Origin of the sequence: Dinoroseobacter sp. S124A, assembly GCF_049801015.1 — a bacterium.
Classification (GTDB): Bacteria; Pseudomonadota; Alphaproteobacteria; order Rhodobacterales; family Rhodobacteraceae; genus Dinoroseobacter.
The window spans coordinates 607,751-628,978 of record NZ_JBNAGD010000001.1; the positions used below are offsets into that span (position 1 = coordinate 607,751).

Annotated in this window: 22 protein-coding genes; 20 read left to right on the forward strand and 2 right to left on the reverse strand. The window is 63.9% G+C overall.

Annotation, left to right across the window (positions count from 1 at the left end):
• Positions 1-54: 54 nt before the first annotated feature.
• From fabF to cysE, 20 genes are all read left to right on the forward strand, one after another.
• Positions 55-1,317 (forward strand): beta-ketoacyl-ACP synthase II, encoded by a 1,263-nt coding sequence (gene fabF / locus ACP15I_RS02885; protein WP_424973818.1) that lies wholly within the window; start codon positions 55-57, stop codon positions 1,315-1,317.
• Positions 1,317-2,471, forward strand: a complete 1,155-nt coding sequence (gene mltG / locus ACP15I_RS02890) for an endolytic transglycosylase MltG (RefSeq protein ID WP_424973819.1) — start codon at positions 1,317-1,319, stop codon at positions 2,469-2,471. Before fabF ends, mltG begins: the two co-directional genes overlap by 1 nt.
• Positions 2,472-2,906: 435 nt before the next feature.
• Entirely contained in the window at positions 2,907-4,283 is a 1,377-nt protein-coding gene (locus ACP15I_RS02895) for a DNA-packaging protein (RefSeq protein WP_424974110.1), read from the forward strand.
• Positions 4,284-4,392: 109 nt separating this feature from the next.
• Positions 4,393-5,586, forward strand: a complete 1,194-nt coding sequence (locus ACP15I_RS02900; RefSeq protein WP_424973820.1) for a phage portal protein — start codon at positions 4,393-4,395, stop codon at positions 5,584-5,586.
• Positions 5,583-5,843: a GTA head formation protein, RCAP_rcc01685 family gene (locus ACP15I_RS02905; protein WP_424966938.1), complete on the forward strand. Its 261-nt coding sequence runs from the start codon at positions 5,583-5,585 to the stop codon at positions 5,841-5,843. The genes ACP15I_RS02900 and ACP15I_RS02905 overlap by 4 nt, the downstream gene beginning before the upstream one ends.
• 56 nt (positions 5,844-5,899) lie before the next feature.
• Entirely contained in the window at positions 5,900-6,466 is a 567-nt protein-coding gene (locus ACP15I_RS02910; RefSeq protein ID WP_424966968.1) for an HK97 family phage prohead protease, read from the forward strand.
• 3 nt (positions 6,467-6,469) lie between these two features.
• On the forward strand, positions 6,470-7,687 hold the full coding sequence (locus ACP15I_RS02915) for a phage major capsid protein (protein ID WP_424966937.1): 1,218 nt from the start codon (positions 6,470-6,472) through the stop codon (positions 7,685-7,687).
• A 158-nt stretch (positions 7,688-7,845) separates the two neighbouring features.
• A complete protein-coding gene (locus ACP15I_RS02920; protein ID WP_424973822.1) occupies positions 7,846-8,436 on the forward strand; it encodes a head-tail connector protein in 591 nt (196 codons plus the stop codon).
• A complete protein-coding gene (locus tag ACP15I_RS02925; protein WP_424966935.1) occupies positions 8,433-8,771 on the forward strand; it encodes a phage head closure protein in 339 nt (112 codons plus the stop codon). Before ACP15I_RS02920 ends, ACP15I_RS02925 begins: the two co-directional genes overlap by 4 nt.
• On the forward strand, positions 8,768-9,178 hold the full coding sequence (locus ACP15I_RS02930) for a DUF3168 domain-containing protein (protein ID WP_424973823.1): 411 nt from the start codon (positions 8,768-8,770) through the stop codon (positions 9,176-9,178). The genes ACP15I_RS02925 and ACP15I_RS02930 overlap by 4 nt, the downstream gene beginning before the upstream one ends.
• 21 nt (positions 9,179-9,199) lie before the next feature.
• Positions 9,200-9,613 carry a phage major tail protein, TP901-1 family gene (locus ACP15I_RS02935; protein ID WP_424966933.1) on the forward strand — a complete coding sequence of 138 codons (414 nt, stop codon included), beginning with the start codon at positions 9,200-9,202 and terminating at the stop codon, positions 9,611-9,613.
• Between the two features lie 5 nt (positions 9,614-9,618).
• Positions 9,619-9,948, forward strand: coding sequence for a gene transfer agent family protein (locus ACP15I_RS02940; protein ID WP_424966932.1), 330 nt, complete (start codon positions 9,619-9,621; stop codon positions 9,946-9,948).
• A complete protein-coding gene (locus ACP15I_RS02945) occupies positions 9,945-10,151 on the forward strand; it encodes a rcc01693 family protein (RefSeq protein WP_424973824.1) in 207 nt (68 codons plus the stop codon). The genes ACP15I_RS02940 and ACP15I_RS02945 overlap by 4 nt, the downstream gene beginning before the upstream one ends.
• The gene (locus ACP15I_RS02950) at positions 10,144-10,812 is read left to right on the forward strand and encodes a phage tail tape measure protein (protein ID WP_424966930.1); all 669 of its coding nucleotides are present in this window, start codon (positions 10,144-10,146) and stop codon (positions 10,810-10,812) included. Before ACP15I_RS02945 ends, ACP15I_RS02950 begins: the two co-directional genes overlap by 8 nt.
• A 9-nt stretch (positions 10,813-10,821) precedes the next feature.
• Positions 10,822-11,454, forward strand: a complete 633-nt coding sequence (locus ACP15I_RS02955; RefSeq protein ID WP_424973825.1) for a phage distal tail protein, Rcc01695 family — start codon at positions 10,822-10,824, stop codon at positions 11,452-11,454.
• A complete protein-coding gene (locus tag ACP15I_RS02960; protein ID WP_424973826.1) occupies positions 11,451-12,341 on the forward strand; it encodes a DUF2163 domain-containing protein in 891 nt (296 codons plus the stop codon). Before ACP15I_RS02955 ends, ACP15I_RS02960 begins: the two co-directional genes overlap by 4 nt.
• On the forward strand, positions 12,338-12,778 hold the full coding sequence (locus ACP15I_RS02965; RefSeq protein ID WP_424966927.1) for an NlpC/P60 family protein: 441 nt from the start codon (positions 12,338-12,340) through the stop codon (positions 12,776-12,778). Before ACP15I_RS02960 ends, ACP15I_RS02965 begins: the two co-directional genes overlap by 4 nt.
• Positions 12,779-12,780: 2 nt before the next feature.
• Positions 12,781-16,692 carry a baseplate multidomain protein megatron gene (locus ACP15I_RS02970; protein WP_424973827.1) on the forward strand — a complete coding sequence of 1,304 codons (3,912 nt, stop codon included), beginning with the start codon at positions 12,781-12,783 and terminating at the stop codon, positions 16,690-16,692.
• Positions 16,685-17,389 (forward strand): DUF2793 domain-containing protein, encoded by a 705-nt coding sequence (locus tag ACP15I_RS02975; protein WP_424973828.1) that lies wholly within the window; start codon positions 16,685-16,687, stop codon positions 17,387-17,389. The genes ACP15I_RS02970 and ACP15I_RS02975 overlap by 8 nt, the downstream gene beginning before the upstream one ends.
• Before the next feature lie 369 nt (positions 17,390-17,758).
• On the forward strand, positions 17,759-18,565 hold the full coding sequence (gene cysE, locus ACP15I_RS02980; RefSeq protein WP_424973829.1) for a serine O-acetyltransferase: 807 nt from the start codon (positions 17,759-17,761) through the stop codon (positions 18,563-18,565).
• A 1-nt stretch (position 18,566) separates the two neighbouring features.
• Here the strand turns inward: cysE and ACP15I_RS02985 are convergent, their stop codons facing one another.
• Together ACP15I_RS02985 and ACP15I_RS02990 are read right to left on the reverse strand one after the other, a co-directional pair.
• On the reverse strand, positions 18,567-19,850 hold the full coding sequence (locus ACP15I_RS02985; protein ID WP_424973830.1) for a pyruvate dehydrogenase complex dihydrolipoamide acetyltransferase: 1,284 nt from the start codon (positions 19,848-19,850) through the stop codon (positions 18,567-18,569).
• 13 nt (positions 19,851-19,863) lie between these two features.
• A complete protein-coding gene (locus ACP15I_RS02990; protein WP_424973831.1) occupies positions 19,864-21,216 on the reverse strand; it encodes a pyruvate dehydrogenase complex E1 component subunit beta in 1,353 nt (450 codons plus the stop codon).
• Positions 21,217-21,228: the final 12 nt, after the last annotated feature.

Consider the following 21,228-nt stretch of genomic DNA (forward strand, 5'->3'; position numbering starts at 1 on the left):
GGGGGGCGGCACGTGTATCAGGTGGCGAAACGAGAACACCTTTGAGGAATGCGCATGCGTCGGGTCGTCGTCACTGGATTGGGAATGGTTTCACCGCTGGCCAGCGGGGTCGAAGAGACATGGACACGTCTTCTGGCCGGGCAGTCGGGGGCGGGCACGATCACGCGCTTTGACGCGAGCCATCTGGCCACCACCTATGCTTGTGAAGTCCCCCGGGGCGATGGCAGCGACGGCACCTTCAACCCCGACGACTGGATGGCGCCGAAAGAGCAGCGCAAGGTCGATGAGTTCATCCTCTATGGGATGGCCGCCGCGGATCAGGCCGTGGCCGATAGCGGCTGGGCCCCCGAGGACGAAGAGGGCAAGCTGCGCACGGGTGTGATGATCGGCTCGGGGATTGGCGGGTTGCAGAGCATTGCCGAGACGGCGGTTCTGTTGAAAGAGCGCGGTCCGCGCCGGGTGTCGCCCTTCTTTATCCCGGGCGCGCTGATCAACCTCGTCTCCGGGCAGGTTTCGATCCGGCACGGGTTCAAGGGGCCGAACCATGCAGTGGTCACGGCCTGTTCCACGGGCGCCCATGCGATCGGAGACGCGGCGCGGCTGATCATGCTGGACGATGCGGATGTCATGGTCGCGGGCGGCGCGGAAAGCCCGATCAGCGAGATCGGGATTGCCGGCTTCAACGCCTGCAAGGCGCTGAGCACCAAGCGCGGGGACAGCCCCGAGACCGCCAGCCGCCCCTATGACGCGGATCGCGACGGGTTCGTGATGGGCGAAGGCGCGGGTGTGGTGGTTCTGGAAGAATACGAGCACGCCAAGGCGCGCGGGGCCAAGATTTATGCCGAGATCGTGGGCTATGGCCTGTCGGGCGATGCTTATCACATCACGGCCCCGTCCGAAGACGGTGAGGGCGGTGAGCGGGCCATGCGCGCAGCACTTGCGCGGGCCGGGATCGACGGCGCGCAGATCGACTATATCAACGCCCATGGCACCTCGACCATGGCGGATGTGATCGAGCTGGGCGCGGTGGAACGTGTGCTCGGCGATGCGGTTGGTTCGGCGACCATGAGCTCGACCAAATCCGCCGTGGGTCATCTGCTGGGCGCGGCGGGGGCCGTTGAGGCGATCTTCTCGATCCTGGCGATCCGCGATCAGGTGGTGCCGCCGACCATCAACCTCGACACCCCTGCGGTGGAGAGCGCGCTGGATCTGGCCCCGAACGTCAAGCGGGAGCGCAAGGTGGATTACGCCCTGTCGAACTCCTTTGGCTTCGGGGGCACGAACGCTTCGCTTGTGATGGCGCGGGTCACAGACTGATGTGGCGCGCCCTCGCGTCCAACATGATGACGCTGCTGATCGTGGCGGCGGTCATGCTGATTGCAGTGATCGGGTGGGGGCAGCGGAGCTATGTAAGCACCGGGCCTCTGGACGCGCCGATCTTCTTCGAAGTGCCGCGCGGCGCGTCCCTGACCCGTGTGGCGGATGCGCTGGAGGCGGAGGGGGTGATTTCCTCGGCCACGATCTTTCGCCTCGGGGCGCAATATACCGAGCAGGCCGGGGATCTGAAATTCGGGAATTATGAATTGCCAGCGGGGGCCTCCATGGCGGAGGTTCTGGATATCCTGACCACCGGCGGGGCGGCGTCGTTCCGCTATGTGGCGACCTATTTCATCCGGGTGGATAGCGCCGAGACGCGCTTGACCGAGCGCAGCGCCGGAGACGGGCGCGCGGAGGTGGTTGCCAGTTTCGCGCCCGAGGACCCCTTGCCGGAGCCCTATGCGGCGCTGGTCGCGGCGGGCACGCCCATGGCGCACCGGATCTCGATCGCGGAAGGGGTCACCAGCTGGCAGATCATGGATGCGCTGCAGAAGGCGGATTTCCTGACCGGTGAGATTAGCGCGGTCCCGGCGGAAGGCAGCCTTGCACCGGACACCTATGAGGTGGAGCGCGGCGCATCGCGGAGCGCAATTGTTGCACGTATGGCTGAGGCGCAGACACGGATCCTCGCCGCGGCCTGGGAGGCGCGCGACCCGGAGATTCCGCTGGACAGCGCGGAGGAGGCGCTGATCCTCGCCTCGATCATCGAGAAGGAAACCTCGGTGCCCGAAGAGCGCGATGTGGTCTCATCGGTCTTCGTGAACCGGCTCAATCGCGGTATGCGCCTGCAGACGGATCCGACCGTGATTTATGGGATCACAAACGGTGTCGGCACGCTTGGCCGGGGCTTGCGGCGGAGCGAGCTGCGTGGGGCAACGCCTTACAATACTTATGTAATTCCCGCGTTGCCGCCGACCCCCATTGCCAATCCGGGGCGCGATGCGATCCTGGCCGCAGTGCAACCGGCGGAGACCGATTACATCTTTTTTGTTGCCGATGGGACTGGCGGCCACGCCTTTGCCCGGACCCTTGTGGAGCACAATGAAAACGTTGCCCGGTGGCGGGAAATCGAGCGGAGCCGTCAGGCAAACTAGGGGTGTTGCGCCCGGATGCGTTCGGTGGTGTTGCTACAACCTAAAGCAGAGTGCTTGACTTTGCGAACGCTCGAAAGTATACATTGTGTCAAGCTAGAAAAAGTGGGTAAGCGATCGGAGCCATCTCCGGTCGCTTTTTCTTTTACTCGTGCGGAAAGCCTGAGAGGCCTTTCAGCATGTACCAAGACTCCGAAAGCGGAGCATGCCGACCCGGCAGCTTTCTTGACGCGGCAGCAGACGAAGTCGTCTACCTGCGAAACTGTGTTCAATGCGCGATCGCGAAGGTCGAGCAGATGACACATACCGGTGAGCCGGATGGGACAGTCACAAAAGAGCTGCGCATCGTCCTCAAGGACCTGCGCGAGATATCCAGGATTGCCCTGAAAGAGGAGGATCGTCTTGCAGACGAACTCGCAAAGACAAACGGTGGCCTCCATGCAGGTGCCCTCGATCTCGAAGCAGCCAACGCTGAGATTGGGCGCCGACTGGCTGAGCTCCGAAGAGCCCGAAGTTACGGAGACGTTCCTGTCGAGCCTGAGTGAGCATGCCATTGCGGCCTTGCCCTATCTGTTCGAATTCTGGGCGTTGCCCCATCAGTTGCCGCCAGCCGATGTCTGGCGGACTTGGGTCGTGCTTGGGGGGCGCGGCGCGGGCAAGACCCGCGCAGGCGCCGAGTGGGTGCGCCGCGAGGTGGAGGGTCCGCGTCCGCTGGACCCGGGCCGCTCGCGGCGCATTGCCCTGGTGGGGGAAACCTATGACCAGGTGCGCGACGTGATGGTGCAGGGGGAGAGCGGGATCCTCGCCTGCTGCCCGCCGGACCGGAAACCGACCTGGGTTGCCACCAAGCGCCAGCTGGAATGGCCCAACGGCGCCACGGCGAAATGCTATTCGGCCAATGATCCGGAGGCCTTGCGCGGGCCGCAATTCGATGCGGCCTGGGTTGATGAGCTGGCAAAATGGCCCAAGCCCGATGAGACCTGGGACATGTTGCAGTTTGCCCTGCGGCTGGGGGAGCGGCCGCGTCAGGTCGTGACCACCACGCCGCGGGCGGTGGCTCTGCTCAAGCAGATCATCAACCTGACCTCGACGGTGATGACCACCGCACCGACGGAAGCCAACCGCGCCTATCTGGCGGCGAGTTTCCTCGAAGAGATCCGGTTGCGCTATGCAGGCACGCGTCTGGGGCGTCAGGAGTTGGACGGGGTGCTGCTCGACGATGTGGAGGGCGCGCTCTGGACCAGCGAGGCGATCGAGGCCAACCGGGTCGAGACCGTCCCGGTTCTCGACCGGATCGTGGTCGCGGTGGACCCGCCGGTCACCGGTCACAAGGGCTCGGATGATTGCGGGATCGTGGTTGCGGGCCTGATGGCCCAGGGCGATCCGCGCAATTGGAAGGCCTATGTCCTGGAGGACGCGACCGTGTCTGCCAAGACCCCGCTGCAATGGGCCGAGGCCGCCGTTGAGGCCGCTGCGCGCCATCAGGCGGAGCGGGTCGTGGCCGAGGTCAATCAGGGCGGCGATCTCGTCGAGACCGTCCTGCGTCAGGTCGATGACCTGATGCCTTACCGCGCTGTGCGCGCCACCCGTGGCAAGGCCGTGCGCGCCGAGCCCGTTGCCGCGCTCTATGAGCAAGGGCGGGTGAAACATGTTCGGGGGCTGGGGGATCTGGAAGACCAGATGTGCCAGATGACCAATCACGGGTTCAAGGGCAAGGGCAGCCCGGACCGGGTCGACGCGCTGGTTTGGGCGCTGACCGAATTGCTGCTGGATGCGCCCAAGCCGAAAGCAGACCCGCAGATCCGCACGCTGTAGCCGCCTGTCGCGGCGCGGTCGCACTTCATAAATCCCGCTCGGCCTCGGCCCGATCCCCGCTTGGGGGCCGGGGTGTCGCCCTGCGCGCTCGTAAAAGGGAGCATCCTCGATGGTGTTCAATCTGTTTCGACAAAAGCAAGGCGTTCCGGCGACGGACGTCGTTCCCGAGACCAAGGCCTCGGCCACCGGCCGTGTCGTGGCCATGGGCAATTCCGGGCGCGTGGCCTGGACGCCCCGGGATTCCGGGTCGCTGACACGAAACGGATTTGCCGGGAACCCGGTCGGGTTTCGCGCGGTCAAGATGATCGCCGAGGCGGCGGCAGCCTTGCCGCTGAGCTTTCAGGATGCGGAGCGCCGTTATGAGCAGCATCCGCTGGTCTCGCTGCTGGCCCGCCCGAATACCGGGCAGGGGCGTGCGGAATTCTTCGAGGCGCTTTACGCCCAATTGCTGCTGAGCGGTGACGGGTTTGCCGAGGCCGTGTTCGGCAGCGCGGAGCTTCCGGCGGAGTTGCATGTGTTGCGCTCGGACCGGGTGCGGATCGTTCCCGGCGCCGATGGCTGGCCGGCGGCCTATGACTATAGCGTGGGCGCGCATAAGCACCGCTTCAAGGTGGAAGAGGGGCGCACGCCGATCTGCCATCTGCGCGCCTTTCACCCGCTGGACGATCACTATGGTCTCTCGCCGATGCAGGCTGCCGCCAGCGCGCTGGACGTGCATAATGCGGCGACCGCCTGGTCCAAGGCGCTGCTCGACAATGCGGCGCGACCCTCGGGCGCGCTGGTCTACAAGGGCGTCGATGGCGACACGACCCTGTCGCCGGAGCAGTATTCCCGCCTCGTCGACGAGATGGACAGCTACCACATGGGCGCGCGCAATGCCGGGCGACCGATGCTGCTGGAAGGCGGGCTCGACTGGAAACCCATGGGGTTCAGCCCGTCGGATATGGAATTCCAGAAGACCAAGGAGGCTGCCGCGCGTGAGATCGCGCTGGCCTTCGGCGTGCCGCCCATGCTTCTGGGGATCCCCGGCGATGCGACCTATGCCAATTACCAGGAGGCGCACCGGGCCTTTTATCGCCTGACGGTTCTGCCCCTGGCGCAGAAGGTCACGGCTGGGCTGGCGAACTGGTTGTCGGATCTGTCCGGTGAGGCGATCGCGGTGGCGCCGGATCTCGACAAGATCCCCGCGCTGTCCGCCGAGCGCGACGCCCAATGGGCGCGCATCGGCAACGCGGATTTCCTGAGCGACGCGGAAAAGCGCGTCCTGCTGGGCCTGCCGGCGGAAACGGATAGCGCGTCATGACGGACCGGCCCAAATCCTTTTCGGGGTCGCGGTTTCTCTATGACGCTTTTGATTGCCGGGCGACCAATTGCGCGCCCTCGCACAAGATCGAGGCCAATGAGCGCGTCGCCCAGGAGCGTTGGGACGCGCTGGAATACCGGCTCAACGCCATGAACGCGCTGCTTGCGCGTCTCGAGAAACGGCTTTGGCTGACGATTGTGGGGGTGGCGAGCGCAGTTCTCGCGGATGCCGTGCAGTCGATCCTGAGCACGCAATAGGAGCACTCCATATGACGCATGCGGAAAACGGGCCGGAGCTGTGCTCCGGGCTGGAGATGAAGTTTTGCCAGTTCGGTGACAACCCGCAGGACGGGGCGGTTGCCGAGGGCTACGCGATCGAGGGCTATGCGAGCCTGTTCGGGGCCGTGGATCAGGGCAATGACATCGTCGAGCGGGGGGCCTATGCGGCCTCGCTCAAGAAGCTCGCGGCGGGTGGTCGGCAGGTCAAGATGCTCTGGCAGCATGACCCGGCCCAACCCATCGGGATCTGGGACGAGGTCCATGAGGACGAGACCGGGCTGTATGTCAAAGGTCGTCTTCTGCCCGAGATTGCCCGGGGGCGCGAAGCGGCCGAGCTGATCTCGGCCGGGGCCCTGGATGGTTTGTCGATCGGCTATCGCACCAAGCGCGCCAGCAAGGACGCGCAGGGGCGACGCCATCTGACGGAGGTGGAGCTTTGGGAGGTGTCTCTGGTGACCTTCCCGATGCTTCCGGAGGCGCGGGTCGGCCAGAAAGCGGATGAGCTTTCTGGCGACTGGCGGTCTTTGGCGAGCGCGCTGCGTGCCGCTCGTGTGGCGCTGGGTGATCCGATCCTGGCGGATACCGACTTCGAAAAGGAGTGAAGAATGAGCGACAGCAATCCTACTGCCGTTCGCGCAGGACAAGCGGCTTCGGACGCCGTGGCGGACGGGACTACTCCGATCGCTGAAGTCACCGCAGAACTGACCGCCTTTGTGCGCGAAGTGACGGCCCAGAAAGCCGAGTTGAAATCCCGACTGAAACAACAAGAAGAGCGTCTTCTCATGCTTGATCGCAAATCCATTTCGCCTGCGCGTCCCGCGCTGTCCGGTGCCATCGAAGAGGCGGCCCCCCATCAGAAGGCGTTCGACGCCTATCTGCGCTCCGGCGACGACGACGCGCTGCGCGGGCTCGACCTGGAAGGCAAGGCCATGTCCACGGCCGTGTCGGCCGATGGTGGCTACCTCGTCGACCCGCAGACCGCAGACACGGTGAAGGCCGTTCTGAAGTCTCAGGCATCGATCCGCAGCATCGCGCAGATCGTGACCGTCGAGGCCACCTCCTATGACGTGCTGGTCGACCAGACCGAGGTTGGCACCGGCTGGGCCAGCGAGACCGCGAACCTGACCGAAACCGACACCCCGCAGATCGACCGGATCTCGATCCCGCTCCACGAGCTGGCCGCATTGCCGAAGGTCAGCCAGCGTCTGCTGGACGATGCCGCCTTCGACATCGAAGCCTGGCTAGCAGAGCGCATCGCCGACAAGTTCGCCCGGTCCGAGGCCGCGGCCTTTGTCACCGGTGACGGTCAGGACAAGCCGCGCGGCTTCCTCGATCACACCAGCATCGACAATGATGTCTGGGCCTGGGGCAATCTCGGCTACGTGGTCACCGGTCAGGATGGCGAATTCGATGCGGTCAATCCCGCAGATGCCATCGTGGATCTGGTCTACTCGCTCGGTGCGCGCTACCGCGCCAACGCGTCTTTCGTGATGAACTCCAAGACCGCCGGTGTGGTCCGCAAGATCAAGGATGCGGATGGTCGCTTCCTGTGGTCCGACGGTCTGGCCGCGGCAGAGCCGGCGCGTCTGCTGGGCTATCCGGTTCTGATCTCGGAGGACATGCCCGACATCGCAGCGGATTCCACCGCCATCGCCTTTGGTGACTTCGCGGCTGGCTACACCATCGCGGAGCGTCCGGACCTGCGCATCCTGCGTGATCCGTTCTCGGCCAAGCCCCATGTCCTGTTCTATGCCACCAAGCGCGTGGGCGGGGATGTGAGCGATTTCGCCGCCATCAAGCTTCTCAAGTTTGCGGTCAGCTAAGGCCCTGCGGCCAGCACCGTAGTTCAGTTCCGCCTCTTGGGGCGGATCGGTGGGCGTGCGTGAAAGAGGCGGCGTTGTCTAGCTTTTTTCCTCCGTCCGAGTAGCGCCGTCGCGCACGTCCACTACCGACACTTGAAGCCCTGATGGGAGCGCGGAAAATGAATTTGACAGAAGTATCGCCAGTGCCTCTCGCGGCCCTGCCGCTCGAGGCTTACAGGGACCACCTGCGTCTCGGGCGCGGGTTCTCCGACGACGAGCTTCAGGATGCCGTTCTGGAAAGCACGCTGCTTGCGGCGGTCTCAGCGATTGAGACGAGAACCGGGAAGGCCTTGCTGCGGCGATCGTTTCGCCTGCGGCTCGACGACTGGGAGGCGCCGGGCGTTCAGTCCTTTCCGCGCGGGCCTTTGCAGTCAGTTGCCAAGGTCGCGCTGGTTCAGGCGGACGGATCGGAGACCATCCTGGCGGACGGGTCGTACTATGTGCTGGCTGACACGTTTCGGCCGGGGATCAAGGCGGTCACCAGCTTTCCTAAAGTGCCCACGGGCGCTTTCGTGGAGATCCGGTTTGACGCCGGATACGGCGCCCAGTGGGACGCGATTCCGGACAGTCTGGCGCAAGCCGTTCTGATCCTCGCGGCTCATTTCTATGAGACACGGGACGGGCTCGGGACCCGCGGCCTGCCGCGCATGGTGCGCTCGCTGATCGAGATGTTCCGGGATATCCGCATGTTCGGAGGGCGTCCGAGATGACGCCGAAACTGACCCGGAAGCTCACGCTTGAGGCGCGGGTGCAGACCTCTGACGGCGCGGGTGGATTCACCGAGAGCTGGGAAGAACGCGGCACGCTCTGGGCCGAGGTCAAGCACCGGACGGGACGTCAGGTGCGGGGCCGTCCGGCGGCGTCGGTCTCGCTGACCTCCTATCGGATCCTGGTGCGTGCGGCGCCCTTTGACAGCCCGAGCCGCCCCAAGCCCGAGCAGCGCTTTCGCGAGGGGGCCCGGATCTACCGCATCCTTGCGGTGGCCGAGGCGGATCCGCAGGCGCGGTTCCTGACATGTTTCGCAGATGAGGAGGTTCCGGGATGAGTTATGCCTTGTCCAGCGCCCTGCAGGCGGCGGTCTATGGCGCGCTGATTGCGGATCCGGCTCTGCAAGCGCTTGTGGGAGACGCGGTTTATGACGCGGTGCCCAAGGGCACGCTGCCGGCGACCTACATCACGCTGGGACCGGAGAATGCCGTGGCCCGCGCCGATCGCAGTTCGGCGGCCACGCGCCATGATTTCGTGGTGAGCGTCCACACGGAAGCGGACGGTTTCCAGACCATCAAGGATGTGGCGGCCAGTGTCAGCGACATTCTGGTCGATGCGCCGCTGGCCCTGAGCCGTGGATCCCTCAGCACGCTCGAGTTTCTGCGCGCCAAGGCGCGCCTCAGTACCAACGGTCAGATGCGCCAGGTGGACCTGTGGTTCCGCGCGCGTCTCGAAGATGACTAACCCCCAGATTTGGAGAGCCCAATGGCTGTGCAAAAAGGCAAAGACCTTCTGATCAAACTCGACATGACCGGAACGGGTCAGTTCGAGACCATCGCCGGTCTGCGGGCCACGCGGATCACCTTCAACACCGAGACGGTGGATGTCACCTCGCTGGAGAGCGCGGGCGGCTGGCGCGAGCTTTTGGGCGGCGCGGGCGTCAAAAGCGCGTCGATCTCGGGCTCGGGCGTGTTCCGCGACGAGAACACCGATGAACGCGCGCGGCAGATCTTTTTCGACGGTGAGGTGCCCAATTTCCAGGTGATCATCCCCGATTTCGGCATCGTCGAAGGCGCGTTCATGATCACGGCGATCGAATATGCGGGCAGCCAGAATGGCGAGGCCACCTATGAGATGACCATCGCCTCTGCCGGTCAGCTGACCTTCAACGCGATCTGATCCCCATGGCCAATCCCTATGCCGGAGAGGTGACGCTGACCGTGGATGGTGAGCGTCACGCCATGAAATTGACGCTCGGGGCTTTGGCCGAGCTGGAAGCGGATCTGGGTGCGGAATCCCTGATTGCGGTCGTGGACCGCTTCGAGGCAGGCCGCTACCGGGTACGCGACGTGCTGCTCTTGCTGAATGCAGGTCTGCGCGGCGGTGGCTGGACAGGTCAGCTCGAGGATCTCGCCAATGCCGAGATCGAGGGCGGTCCGGTGCATGCGGCGCGCAGCGCGGCCCTTCTGCTCGCGCGGGCCTTTGCGGTCCCGCAAGGGACGGGCGCGCCATGACCGAGTTCGACTGGCCTGGATTGCTGCGGCTCGGTCTGTCCGGGCTCAAGCTGAAACCGGATGAGTTTTGGGCGCTGACGCCAGTCGAACTCCTTCTGATGCTTGGAGCCGAGGGGGGCGGGGACGCACCGCTCGGACGCGCGCGTCTGGAAGAATTGGTCCGGGAGTTCCCGGACAGGACGGAGGACACCAAAGATGACTGATTTTGACGAGATCGAGGGCTTTGACGCGCGGATGGCCGAGCTGGAGCAGACGCTGGGCGATGCCACGGCAGTTGCCAGTGCCTTTGACGCGGAGATGACCCGGGTGCGCGACAGCATGCTCTATACCGAGCGTGAAGCCGCTTCGCTGGGCACCAGTATCGGCGGTGGCCTGCGCCGGGCCTTTGACGGTCTGGCTTTTGATGGCCTGAAGCTGTCCGACGCGCTGAAGACCGTGGCGCAATCCATGGTGGACGCGGCCTATAACACCGCGATGAAGCCCGTCCAGCAAGCGCTGGGCAACAGCCTGTCCTCAGGCATCAACAGTGTCTTGTCGGGGGTTTTGGGGTTCTCCCATGGCGGCAGCTTCTCGCAAGGGCGGGTGATGCCCTTCGCCAAGGGCGGTGTCGTGACCTCGCCTACGACCTTTCCGATGAAGGGCGCGACCGGCCTGATGGGCGAAGCGGGGCCAGAGGCGATCATGCCCCTGGCACGCGGTGCGGATGGCCGTCTTGGCGTGCGCGCCAGCGGCACCAGCAACACCCGCCCGGTGCAGGTGGTGATGAACATCTCCACGCCCGATGTGGATGGGTTCCGTCGCTCGCGCAGCCAGCTTGCCGCCGATATGGGCCGCGCGCTGACCCTTGGCCAGCGGAACCGATAGGAGCCCGACATGCAGTTTCATGAAGTGAGATTTCCCGCCAATCTGAGCTTTGGCTCCACCGGTGGACCGGAACGGCGCACCGAGATCGTTGCGCTGGCCAATGGATTTGAAGAGCGCAATACGCCGTGGTCCCAGTCCCGTCGCCGCTACGATGCGGGGGTGGGGATGCGGTCCCTGGACGATATCGAGCAGCTCATCGGGTTTTTCGAAGCGCGCCAGGGTCAGATGTATGGCTTTCGCTGGAAAGACTGGTCCGATTTCAAAAGCTGTGCTCCTTCGCAGGAGGTGCAGTTCGACGATCAGGTCATCGGCAGCGGCGATGGCGAGACCCAAGCCTTCCAGCTTGTTAAGAATTACCGCTCCGGGAGCCAGTCCTATGGGCGGGTGGTCACCAAGCCGGTGATCGGCTCGGTCCGGGCCGGGGTGGACGGTGTCGCCCTCTCGGAGGGGGTGCATTACGAGATCGATACGGCGCGGGGGCTGGTGATGTTTGCCGAGGCCCCGGCCACGGGCGCTGCGGTGACCGCCGGGTTCGAGTTTGACGTGCCGGTGCGGTTTGACACTGACCGGATCCAGACCTCGGTCGCGTCGTTTCAGGCGGGGGATATCCCGTCTGTGCCGGTTGTGGAGTTGCGGGTATGAGCGGCGCGGACAGCGCGCTGCTCGCGCATCTGGCCACGGGGCTGACGACGGTGTGCCGTTGCTGGCGCGTGGCGCGTCAGGATGGTGTGGTCTTTGGCTTCACCGATCATGACCTGCCCCTGAGCTTTGAGGGCACCACCTTTGTGGCCGATTCCGGTCTTTCCGCGGCGGCACTGCAGCAATCCACAGGGCTGTCGGTGGACAATTCCGAGGCGATTGGAGCGCTGTCGGATGCTGCGATTTCAGAGGAAGATATCCGGGCCGGTCGTTTTGATGGAGCCGGGGTCGAGATCTGGCTGGTCAACTGGACCAATCCCGAAGAGCGCGCGGTGCAGTTTCGCGGGATCCTTGGCGAGGTGCAGCAGATCGATGGCGCGTTTCGTGCCGAACTGCGCGGCTTGACCGAGCTGCTGAACAAGCCCCATGGGCGGGTTTATCAGCGAGACTGTACCGCTGTGCTCGGCGATGCGGCCTGTGCGCTGGATGTGAGCGACCCCAAATTCTCTGTCGAGGCGGAGGTCACGGCCCAAAGCGAGGGCCGGGTGTTCTCCTTTGATCCGCTTGAGGCTTTTGACCTGAGCTGGTTCGAGCGCGGACGCTTCATCGTGCTCAGCGGGGCAGCGGCAGGTTTGCATGCGCTGATCAAGAACGACCGGTGGCTTGATGGGCGACGGGATATCGAAGTCTGGGAAGCGATCGGGCAATCCATTGTGCCGGGGGATCGTGTTCGGTTGATCGCCGGATGCGACAAGCGGCACGACACGTGCCGGTTCAAGTTCCAGAACTCCGAGAACTTTCAGGGCTTTCCCTACATTCCTGGGGATGACTGGCTTCTCAGCTACCCGGTCCAGGGTGGTCAGAATGACGGCGGGAGCCTGCGCGGATGAGCAATTCCGATCGCATCGTGGCGGAGGCCCGGCTTTGGCTCGGCACGCCCTATATCCATCAGGGATCCGTGCGCGGGGCCGGGGCCGATTGCCTGGGCCTGCTGCGCGGTGTCTGGCGCGAGGTTTACGGTGCGGAGCCCGAAGCTGTCCCGCCCTATACGGCCGACTGGTCCGAACCCCAGCGAGAAGAGATCTTGTGGGAAGGGGCCAAACGGCATCTGCGCCCGAAGCCTCTGGCGGATGCCGCCCCGGGCGACGTGCTGCTGTTTCGCATGCGCGCAGCGGGGGTGGCCAAGCATCTGGGTATTCAATCCCGGGCCGGGGCCGCGCCGCGTTTTATCCACGCATATTCCGGGCATGGCGTGACTGAAAGCCCGCTCTCGGCGCCTTGGGCGCGCCGGATCGCGGCGCGATTTGCCTTTCCCGAAGGAGACTGAACATGGCCACACTTGTCTTATCCGCAGCCGGTGCCGCGATCGGGTCGTCGATTGGCGGGGCCGCGTTCGGCCTGTCAGCGACGGTGATCGGTCGTGCCATCGGGGCGACCATTGGTCAGGCCATCGATCAACGCCTGCTCGGCAGCGGCTCTGCTGCGATCGAGACCGGCCGGATCGACCGCTTCCGGCTCTCGAATGCCAGCGAAGGTGATGTGATCCCGGTGATCCATGGCAAGATGCGGGTGGCAGGTCAGATCATCTGGGCGTCGCGTTTCCAGGAGACGTCCACCTCGCGCGGGGGCGGTAAAGGCTCGCCCGCGCGTCCCAAAGTGACCAACTATACCTATACAGTCAGCCTTGCGATTGGTCTGTGTGAAGGCGAAATCCAGAGCGTGGGCCGGATCTGGGCCGACGGGGTCGAGATCTCGCAGAGTGACCTGAACCTGCAGGTTTACTACGGCACCCGCGATCAGGCCGTTGATCCGAAGATCGAAGCGGTGGAAGGCGAAGGGGCTCCGGCGTTCCGTGGCACGGCTTATGTCCTGATCGAGGATCTGGATCTTGGCCAATACGGCAACCGTGTGCCGCAGTTCAGTTTTGAGGTTCATCGCCCGGCGCAGCCGGACGATGCCGAGTTGCCGCTGGCCGCGCGTGTGCCCGGCGTTGCGATGATCCCCGGAACCGGTGAATACGCGCTGGCCACGACTCCGGTGCATTGGAGCGAGGGGCCGGGTGCCAACAGCTCGATCAACATCAATTCACCGGGCGGGGAGACGGATTTCAACGTCTCGCTACAAAATCTCGAGCGGGATCTGCCTGCGTGTGACTCCGTCTCGCTGGTGGTGAGCTGGTTCGGGGATGACCTGCGCTGCGATACCTGCGAGCTGCGCCCCAAGGTCGATCAGAAGCGTTATGACGGGGTGCAGATGCCCTATCGCGTGGGCAATCGCTCGCGCTATGACCTTGAAGAGATCGTGCGGATTGATGACGCGCAGATCTATGGTGGGACGCCTTGCGATCAGTCCGTGATCCAAGCCATTCGAGGCTTGCGGACTGCGGGCAAGAGCGTGGTTTTCTACCCGTTCATTCTCATGGATCAGGTGCCGGGCAATACGCTCCCGGATCCCTATAGCGGTGAGGACGGACAGCCTGTTCTGCCTTGGCGGGGGCGGATCACGACCTCTCGCGCACCGGGTGTCGAGGGCTCACCAGACGGCACTGCGGTTGCGGAGGACGAGGTGGACGCGTTCTTCGGAACGGCGTCGGTCTCGAGCCTGTCGGTTGCCGACAATGGGGTGAATTGGAACGCGGTCGACTGGAAGTACCGTCACTTCATCCTGCACTACGCGACGCTGTGCAAGGCAGCGGGCGGTGTGGATGCGTTCTGTATCGGGTCGGAAATGCGTGCCCTCACGCAGATCCGCGGCGCCGACAATTCCTTTCCGGCGGTCGAGGCATTGCGCGCTCTGGCGGCAGATGTGCGCGCGATCCTCGGTCCAGAGACCAAGATCGGCTACGCGGCCGATTGGTCCGAGTATTTCGGGTATCACCCGCAGGACGGGTCGGGAGACGTGTTCTTTCATCTTGATCCGCTTTGGGCGGATGAGGATATCGATTTCATCGGGATCGACAATTACATGCCGCTGTCGGATTGGCGGGCGGGGATCGATCACCTCGATGCGGTTTACGGCAGCATCTACGATCAGGATTACTTGCGGGCAGGGGTCGCCGGTGGCGAGGGCTATGACTGGTATTACGCCTCGGAGTCGGACCGCAACGCGCAGATCCGGACCCCGATCGAGGATGGTCTGGCCGACGAACCGTGGGTCTTTCGGTACAAGGATCTGGAGGGGTGGTGGTCGAACACACACCATAACCGCGTGGCGGGCGTGCGGTCCGCGACCCCAACGGCGTGGGAGCCGCAAAGCAAGCCTTTCTGGTTCACCGAGATCGGCTGTGCTGCCATCGACAAGGGCACCAACCAGCCCAACAAGTTCATCGACCTGCGGTCATCGGAATCCGCAAGGCCGCGCTATTCTGACGGACGTCGGGACGACATGGTGCAGTACGCCTATTACGATGCGATCCTGAGCTACTGGAACCAGCCGGAGAACAACCCCAGTTCGACCCAGTATGACGGGCAGATGCTGGATACATCCCGGATCCACGCATGGGCCTGGGACGCACGGCCTTGGCCCGCCTTTCCGAACAACAGCACGCTGTGGGCCGACTCGCCGAACTATGCCCGCGGTCACTGGATCGGGGGGCGGATCACGGCGCAAACTCTGGCCGAAGTCGTGCGGGAGATCTGCAATACCTCCGGCGTGACCGAGGTGGATACCTCTGAGCTCTTCGGGCTCGTTCGGGGATACATCGTCGACAACATCTCGACGGCGCGGGCGGCCTTGCAGCCACTGATGCTGGCCCATGGGTTCGAAGTGGTCGAGAAAGCGGGCAAGCTCGTGTTCCGTAGTCGGCGCGAGGAAGAACCGGCGGAGATCGATCCGGACCGTCTGGCGCTCGAAGGGGATGCGGAAGGCGTCTTGCAGCTGACGCGTGCACCGGATGCCGAGCTCGCTGGGCGGGTGCAGCTGCGCTACGTGGAAGAGGGGGGCGACTATGCCACTCGGTCTGCCGAAGCGGTCTTTCCCGATGACACTTTGCAGACGGTGTCCCAGTCGAGTTTCCCGATGTCGCTGACCTATTCCGAGGGCAAGGCGATCGTGGAGCGATGGCTGGCAGAGTCGCGCGTGGCCCGGGATACGGCGCGCTTTGCCTTGCCCATGTCACGGTCCGACATTGCGGCGGGGGATACGGTCGAGTTGATGGGGGCCGAAGGCGCCCCGGCACTGTACCGGGTGGACCGGCTGGAAGAGGGCATCGTTCGCAGTCTCGATGCGGTGCGGGTCTCTGGCGCGGTTTACACACCCAGCGACTCGGTCGAGGAACTGCCGCCGGCGCGGAGTTTTGCCGCGCCTGTGCCAGTTTTCCCGGTCTTCATGGACCTGCCCCTGATCACGGGGGATGAGGTGGAACATGCTCCGCGTCTGGCGATCACCGCCAAACCCTGGCCAGGCAGTGTCGCGGTTTATAGCTCGCCGGAAGATGCAGGCTATGAGCTGGAGCGTTTCATGGGGGATCCGGCGATGCTCGGGGTTACCCAAACGGTTCTGGAGCGGGCGGAGCCCGGCGTCTGGGATCGGGGACCGGCGCTGCGGGTGAAGCTGACCACGGGCCAGCTTTCTTCGGTGAGCCCGGAAGCCGTGCTGCGCGGTGCGAACCTGATGGCGATCGGCTCCGGTGAGTCCGGGGGGTGGGAGTTGTTCCAGTTCGCCGAAGTGGATCCGGTTGACCCGGGGGTTTATGATCTGACCATGCGGTTGCGTGGGCAGCAGGGTACGGATGCGGACATGCCCGATGCCTGGCCCGAGGGCAGTCTGGTCGTTTTGTTGACGGAAGCGGTAGAGCAGATCACGCTCTCTTCGCAATCCCTTGGTTTGCCGCGTCATTATCGGATCGGTCCGGCACAGAGGCCCATCGATGACCCGAGCTATGTCTATCTCGCGCCGACCTTTGCGGGGATCGGACAGCGGCCCTATGCACCTGCTCATCTGAAAGCGACCCAAGGGGCATCCGGCGTCGAGGTGAGCTTTATCCGTCGAACGCGGGTCGATGGCGACCGCTGGGATCTCAACGAGGTGCCTTTGGGCGAGAACCGCGAGCAATATGTCCTGCGGGTCAAATCGATGGACGAGGCGGTGCAGCGCGAGGTGACCCTGAGCGACCCGAGCTGGGTCTACACAACGGAAATGCAGGCTTCGGACGGGCTCTCGGCGCCCTTCATCATCGAAGTCGCACAGGTTTCGGACCGCTTTGGGCCGGGCGCAATTGGAAGGATGATCTTCGATGGTTAAGAGCGCAAATCTCGAACTGCCGCTCGTGGAAGCGGCGCAGGCGCAGAAGCACGTCACGGTGAACGAAAGCCTGATCCGGCTGGATGCGGTGGCACAGCTTGTTCTGCAGTCGATCAGCGAGATCACACCGCCGAGCGATGCGTCCGACGGGGAGGTCTATGCCATTCCCGCCGGGGCGGAGCCGCCCTGGAACGCAGCGACAGGGCAACTGGCTCTGCGCAGCAATGGCGGCTGGGAATACATCACCCCGCGCGCCGGCTGGCAGGCCTGGGTCGTGCAGGAGCAGGCGATGTACCGCTTCGATGGTACCGATTGGGTCGCTCTCAGCCTCGGGAGCGCGGTGGGACCGCAGCTCAAGACGCTGAGCTTCGATCATGTGGTCACCGCGGGACCGAGCCAGCTGACCAGTGCACAGATCCCGGCCAATGCATCAGTGATCGGTGTTACAGGACGTGTGATCTCCGAAATCACCGGGGATCTGACGTCTTGGCGTCTGGGGGTGAGTGCGTCGGACAATCGGTATGGCTCGGGTCTTAGCACGGGTCTGAATGGCTATGTTCATGGGCTCACCGGGCAGCCGCAGACTTACTATAGCGCGACACCCTTGCAGCTGACCGCAGAAGGGGGGGATTTCGCGGGAGGGACCGTGCGGCTCGTGGTGCATATGATCGAGCTGGGCATTCCTGCGCCGGTCTGATGCCTCCGGTAAGTCTTGAAGATCTGGTCGGGATGGCCATGCGATTGCCTGCGCTGTCCCGGCCGTCCCGCCATGCGCTGTGTCTCAACCTGTTTGAGGCACGCCATATCCGGCACAAGATCCGCAAGAAACTGGGGCCGCGCGCCGCTACGAGGGTGTCCTTGCCGGTTTTGCCTATCGGGACTGTTGTGCCAGTTCAGCATGGGATGACAGAACCAGTTCTTGAAAATCTATCTATTGTGATCAATACCTTGTCGCACTGGCGTGCGGCCCAGGCTGCGCGCGGAAACCCGCGCTGTTCTTTGGGGTCCTTGTATGAGCAGGGCAAAATCCCTAAACCATTAGGGAGACAGACCCGGAGATCGCGTCATGCCAGAAACGTCGAAAACCCTGAAAGCCATCGATCCGGTTTGGGATCGCATTGGGGATGAAGCCCGCCTTGCGGTGCAGGACGAACCGCTTTTGGGCGGGTTGGTGCATTCGAGCATTCTCCACCACAAAACATTTGAGGACGCGTTGTCCTTTCGGATCGCGCTGAAGCTGTCCTCGGGTGAGATGTCCGAGCAGATGATGCGCGAGTTGGCCGATGCGGCGTATCGGGACGACCCGAGCTTGGGGGCTGCGGCGCGTGCGGATGTGGTGGCGGTGTATGAGCGTGACCCTGCATGCCATCGCTTTTTGCAGCCGCTGCTTTTTTACAAGGGGTTCCAGGCGGTGCAGGCGTATCGGGTGGGCCATTGGCTTTACCGGCAGGGGCGTCGCGACCTGGCCTATTTCGTGCAGATGCGCGTGAGCGAAGTGTTTGGTGTCGATATTCACCCGGCGGCTCGGATCGGGCAGGGGATCATGATCGACCATGCCCATTCCATCGTGATCGGGGAGACGGCCGTGGTCGGCGATAATGTCTCCATGCTGCACTCGGTGACGCTAGGCGGAACCGGCAAAGAAGATGACGACCGTCACCCGAAAATCGGCGATGGTGTTCTGATCGGCGCCGGAGCCCATGTGCTGGGCAATATCTCTATCGGCTATTGCTCGCGGATTGCCGCGGGATCGGTTGTGCTGCGCGACGTGCCCCCTTGCAAAACCGTAGCGGGTGTTCCGGCGAAGATCGTCGGGGAGGCCGGGTGTTCCCAGCCTTCCGTGACGATGGATCAATTGATCGGAGCGTCCTGACTCAGGCGAGCAGCAGGAGCGGGGCCTCGAGGCCCTGCACGATTGCGCCGAGCAGATCCGCACCGACGGATCCGTCAATGACACGGTGATCCACGGAGAGTGTCAGATCCATGATCGTTGCCGTGCCCAAAGCGCCGTCCTCGGCGATGATGGGTCGCTTCGTGCCTGCACCCACGGCCAAGATCGCACTGTGGGGCGGGTTGATGACCGCGTCGAAATTCTCGATCCCGAACATGCCGAGATTGGAAATCGCGAAAGAGCCCCCACTGTATTCCGCAGGCGCGAGCTTGCGGTCGCGGGCACGGCTGGCGAGGTCCTTCATTTGCTCTGAAAGCGCCGAGATCGATTTCTGATCCGCGTTCTGGATCACGGGCGTAAAGAGACCGCCCTCAATCGCGACAGCCACCGCCACATCGGAACGCTCGAACTGCAGAACCCGGTCCTGAGCCCAGATCGCGTTGGCGCTTGGCACGGATTGCAGGGCGTTGGCGCAGGCCTTGATCACGAAATCATTCACGCTGAGCTTGCGACCGGAGGCAGCGAGTTCTCCATTGAGCTGGCTGCGCAGGGACAGGAGCGCGTCGAGACGAACGGAGCGGCGCAAGTAGAAATGCGGGATGCTCTGTTTGGCTTCGGTCAGACGGGCCGCAATGGTTTTGCGCATGCCATCTAGTGCGACCTCGGTGAAGGGGCGGTCGGCATAGGCTGCCGCCACATCGGATTTCGGTGAAGGCGTGACAGGGGCAGCCGCAGTCGCCGCTGCGGGGGCGGTCAGTGCGGGTGCGGGGCTGGAGGCTGGACCTGCCGCTTCGGCGGCGAGGATATCAGCCTTCACAATCCGCCCATGGGGGCCTGTCCCGGTGATCTGCGCGAGATCGAGCCCCGCTTGAGCGGCGAGGCGCTTGGCGAGCGGGCTGGCGAAGACGCGGCTCCCTGATTTCGGGGGCGGCGCGCTGGCCGTGACCGGAGCGGCGGTGGCGGTTTCGACCGGCGCGCTTACGGGGGCCGGAGCTGCGCTGGCGGGACTGTCCGACAGCTCTTCGCCGTCTTCCAGAAGGATCGCGATAGGGGTGTTTACGCGCACCTCGTCGGTTCCGGCGGCGACGAGCAGCTTGCCCACGACACCTTCATCGACCGCTTCGAACTCCATCGTGGCCTTGTCGGTCTCGATCTCGGCCAGCAGGTCTCCGGCAGAGACCTGATCCCCTTCTTTCACGAGCCATTTGGCGAGGGTGCCTTCCTCCATCGTGGGGGACAGGGCCGGCATCAAAATCTCGGTCGCCATGATCTCTCTCCGGTTAGCGGTAGGTGACGGCATGAACCGCGGCGACCACCTCGTCAGTGGTCACCAGCGCCAGCTTCTCAAGATTGGCGGCGTAGGGCATGGGCACATCCTTCCCCGTCAAATTAATGACCGGTGCGTCGAGATAGTCGAACGCCTCCTGCATCAGGACGGCGGAGATGTGGTTGCCGATGGAAGCGACGGGGAAGCCCTCTTCGATGGTCACACAGCGGTTCGTTTTCTGGACAGAGGCGATCACCGTGTCCGTATCGAGCGGACGCAGGGTTCGCAGGTCGATCACCTCGGCGCTGATCCCATCCTTTGCAAGACGGTCGGCGGCCTCCAATGCGTAGGTCATGCCGATCCCGAAGCTCACCAGCGTCACGTCAGACCCTTCGCGCCAGACACGTGCCTTGCCAAAGGGCACGGTGTAGTCGTCCAGCATCGGCACCTCGAAGGAGCGGCCATAGAGGATCTCATTTTCGAGGAAGATCACCGGGTTCGGGTCGCGGATCGCGGATTTCAGCAGGCCCTTCGCGTCAGAGGCCGAATAGGGCATCGCGACCTTCAGGCCCGGGATATGCGCGTACCATGCGGCATAGTCCTGGCTATGCTGCGCGGCCACACGGGCAGCCGCCCCGTTCGGTCCGCGAAAGACGATGGGACAGCCCATCTGACCGCCGGACATGTAGAGAGTCTTGGCTGCGGAGTTGATAATCTGATCAATGGCTTGCATGGCAAAGTTGAACGTCATGAATTCAACGATCGGGTTCAAGCCGCCAAAGGCTGCGCCCACGGCGAGCCCGGCAAACCCGTGCTCGGTGATCGGCGTGTCGATCACGCGGCGCGAGCCGAACTCCTCCAGCAGGCCCTGACTGATTTTGTAGGCGCCCTGGTACTCGGCCACCTCTTCCCCCATCAGAAACACGTTCTCATTGCCGCGCATCTCTTCGGCCATGGCATCGCGCAGCGCTTCGCGGACGGTCATCGATTTCATCTGCGTGCCGGGCGGCAGGTCGGGCTCATCCGGTATGACGATCTTGGCCGGTGTGACAGGCGCAGCCGGTGCCTCGGACGGGGCGTCTGGCGTCGCAGCAGCGGCGACCGGTAGATCCGTCAGCGTCTCACCATCCTCGATCAGCACCGCGATGGGCGTGTTGACGGCCACATTGTCGGTGCCGGCCGCGACCAGCAATTTGCCGACAATCCCCTCATCCACGGCTTCGAACTCCATGGTGGCCTTATCGGTTTCGATCTCCGCGAGGATATCACCCGAAGCGACCGCGTCGCCCTCTTTCACGAGCCATTTCGCGAGCGTGCCTTCTTCCATGGTGGGCGAAAGGGCGGGCATCAGAATTTCAGTGGACATGCGTTACTCCCC

Excerpts from the sequence above, each read along its gene's own strand:
- ACP15I_RS02975 (WP_424973828.1), top strand. The coding sequence starts at position 16,685 with ATGGTTAAGAGCGCAAATCTCGAACTGCCGCTCGTGGAAGCGGCGCAG.
- ACP15I_RS02925 (WP_424966935.1), top strand. The coding sequence starts at position 8,433 with ATGACGCCGAAACTGACCCGGAAGCTCACGCTTGAGGCGCGGGTGCAG.
- ACP15I_RS02985 (WP_424973830.1), bottom strand. The coding sequence starts at position 19,850 with ATGGCGACCGAGATTTTGATGCCGGCCCTGTCCCCCACGATGGAGGAA.
- ACP15I_RS02900 (WP_424973820.1), top strand. The coding sequence starts at position 4,393 with ATGGTGTTCAATCTGTTTCGACAAAAGCAAGGCGTTCCGGCGACGGAC.
- ACP15I_RS02905 (WP_424966938.1), top strand. The coding sequence starts at position 5,583 with ATGACGGACCGGCCCAAATCCTTTTCGGGGTCGCGGTTTCTCTATGAC.
- mltG (WP_424973819.1), top strand. The coding sequence starts at position 1,317 with ATGTGGCGCGCCCTCGCGTCCAACATGATGACGCTGCTGATCGTGGCG.
- ACP15I_RS02935 (WP_424966933.1), top strand. The coding sequence starts at position 9,200 with ATGGCTGTGCAAAAAGGCAAAGACCTTCTGATCAAACTCGACATGACC.
- ACP15I_RS02965 (WP_424966927.1), top strand. The coding sequence starts at position 12,338 with ATGAGCAATTCCGATCGCATCGTGGCGGAGGCCCGGCTTTGGCTCGGC.
- ACP15I_RS02950 (WP_424966930.1), top strand. The coding sequence starts at position 10,144 with ATGACTGATTTTGACGAGATCGAGGGCTTTGACGCGCGGATGGCCGAG.
- ACP15I_RS02945 (WP_424973824.1), top strand. The coding sequence starts at position 9,945 with ATGACCGAGTTCGACTGGCCTGGATTGCTGCGGCTCGGTCTGTCCGGG.
- ACP15I_RS02930 (WP_424973823.1), top strand. The coding sequence starts at position 8,768 with ATGAGTTATGCCTTGTCCAGCGCCCTGCAGGCGGCGGTCTATGGCGCG.
- fabF (WP_424973818.1), top strand. The coding sequence starts at position 55 with ATGCGTCGGGTCGTCGTCACTGGATTGGGAATGGTTTCACCGCTGGCC.
- ACP15I_RS02970 (WP_424973827.1), top strand. The coding sequence starts at position 12,781 with ATGGCCACACTTGTCTTATCCGCAGCCGGTGCCGCGATCGGGTCGTCG.
- ACP15I_RS02955 (WP_424973825.1), top strand. The coding sequence starts at position 10,822 with ATGCAGTTTCATGAAGTGAGATTTCCCGCCAATCTGAGCTTTGGCTCC.
- ACP15I_RS02940 (WP_424966932.1), top strand. The coding sequence starts at position 9,619 with ATGGCCAATCCCTATGCCGGAGAGGTGACGCTGACCGTGGATGGTGAG.
- ACP15I_RS02910 (WP_424966968.1), top strand. The coding sequence starts at position 5,900 with ATGAAGTTTTGCCAGTTCGGTGACAACCCGCAGGACGGGGCGGTTGCC.
- cysE (WP_424973829.1), top strand. The coding sequence starts at position 17,759 with ATGCCAGAAACGTCGAAAACCCTGAAAGCCATCGATCCGGTTTGGGAT.
- ACP15I_RS02920 (WP_424973822.1), top strand. The coding sequence starts at position 7,846 with ATGAATTTGACAGAAGTATCGCCAGTGCCTCTCGCGGCCCTGCCGCTC.
- ACP15I_RS02990 (WP_424973831.1), bottom strand. The coding sequence starts at position 21,216 with ATGTCCACTGAAATTCTGATGCCCGCCCTTTCGCCCACCATGGAAGAA.
- ACP15I_RS02895 (WP_424974110.1), top strand. The coding sequence starts at position 2,907 with ATGCAGGTGCCCTCGATCTCGAAGCAGCCAACGCTGAGATTGGGCGCC.
- ACP15I_RS02960 (WP_424973826.1), top strand. The coding sequence starts at position 11,451 with ATGAGCGGCGCGGACAGCGCGCTGCTCGCGCATCTGGCCACGGGGCTG.
- ACP15I_RS02915 (WP_424966937.1), top strand. The coding sequence starts at position 6,470 with ATGAGCGACAGCAATCCTACTGCCGTTCGCGCAGGACAAGCGGCTTCG.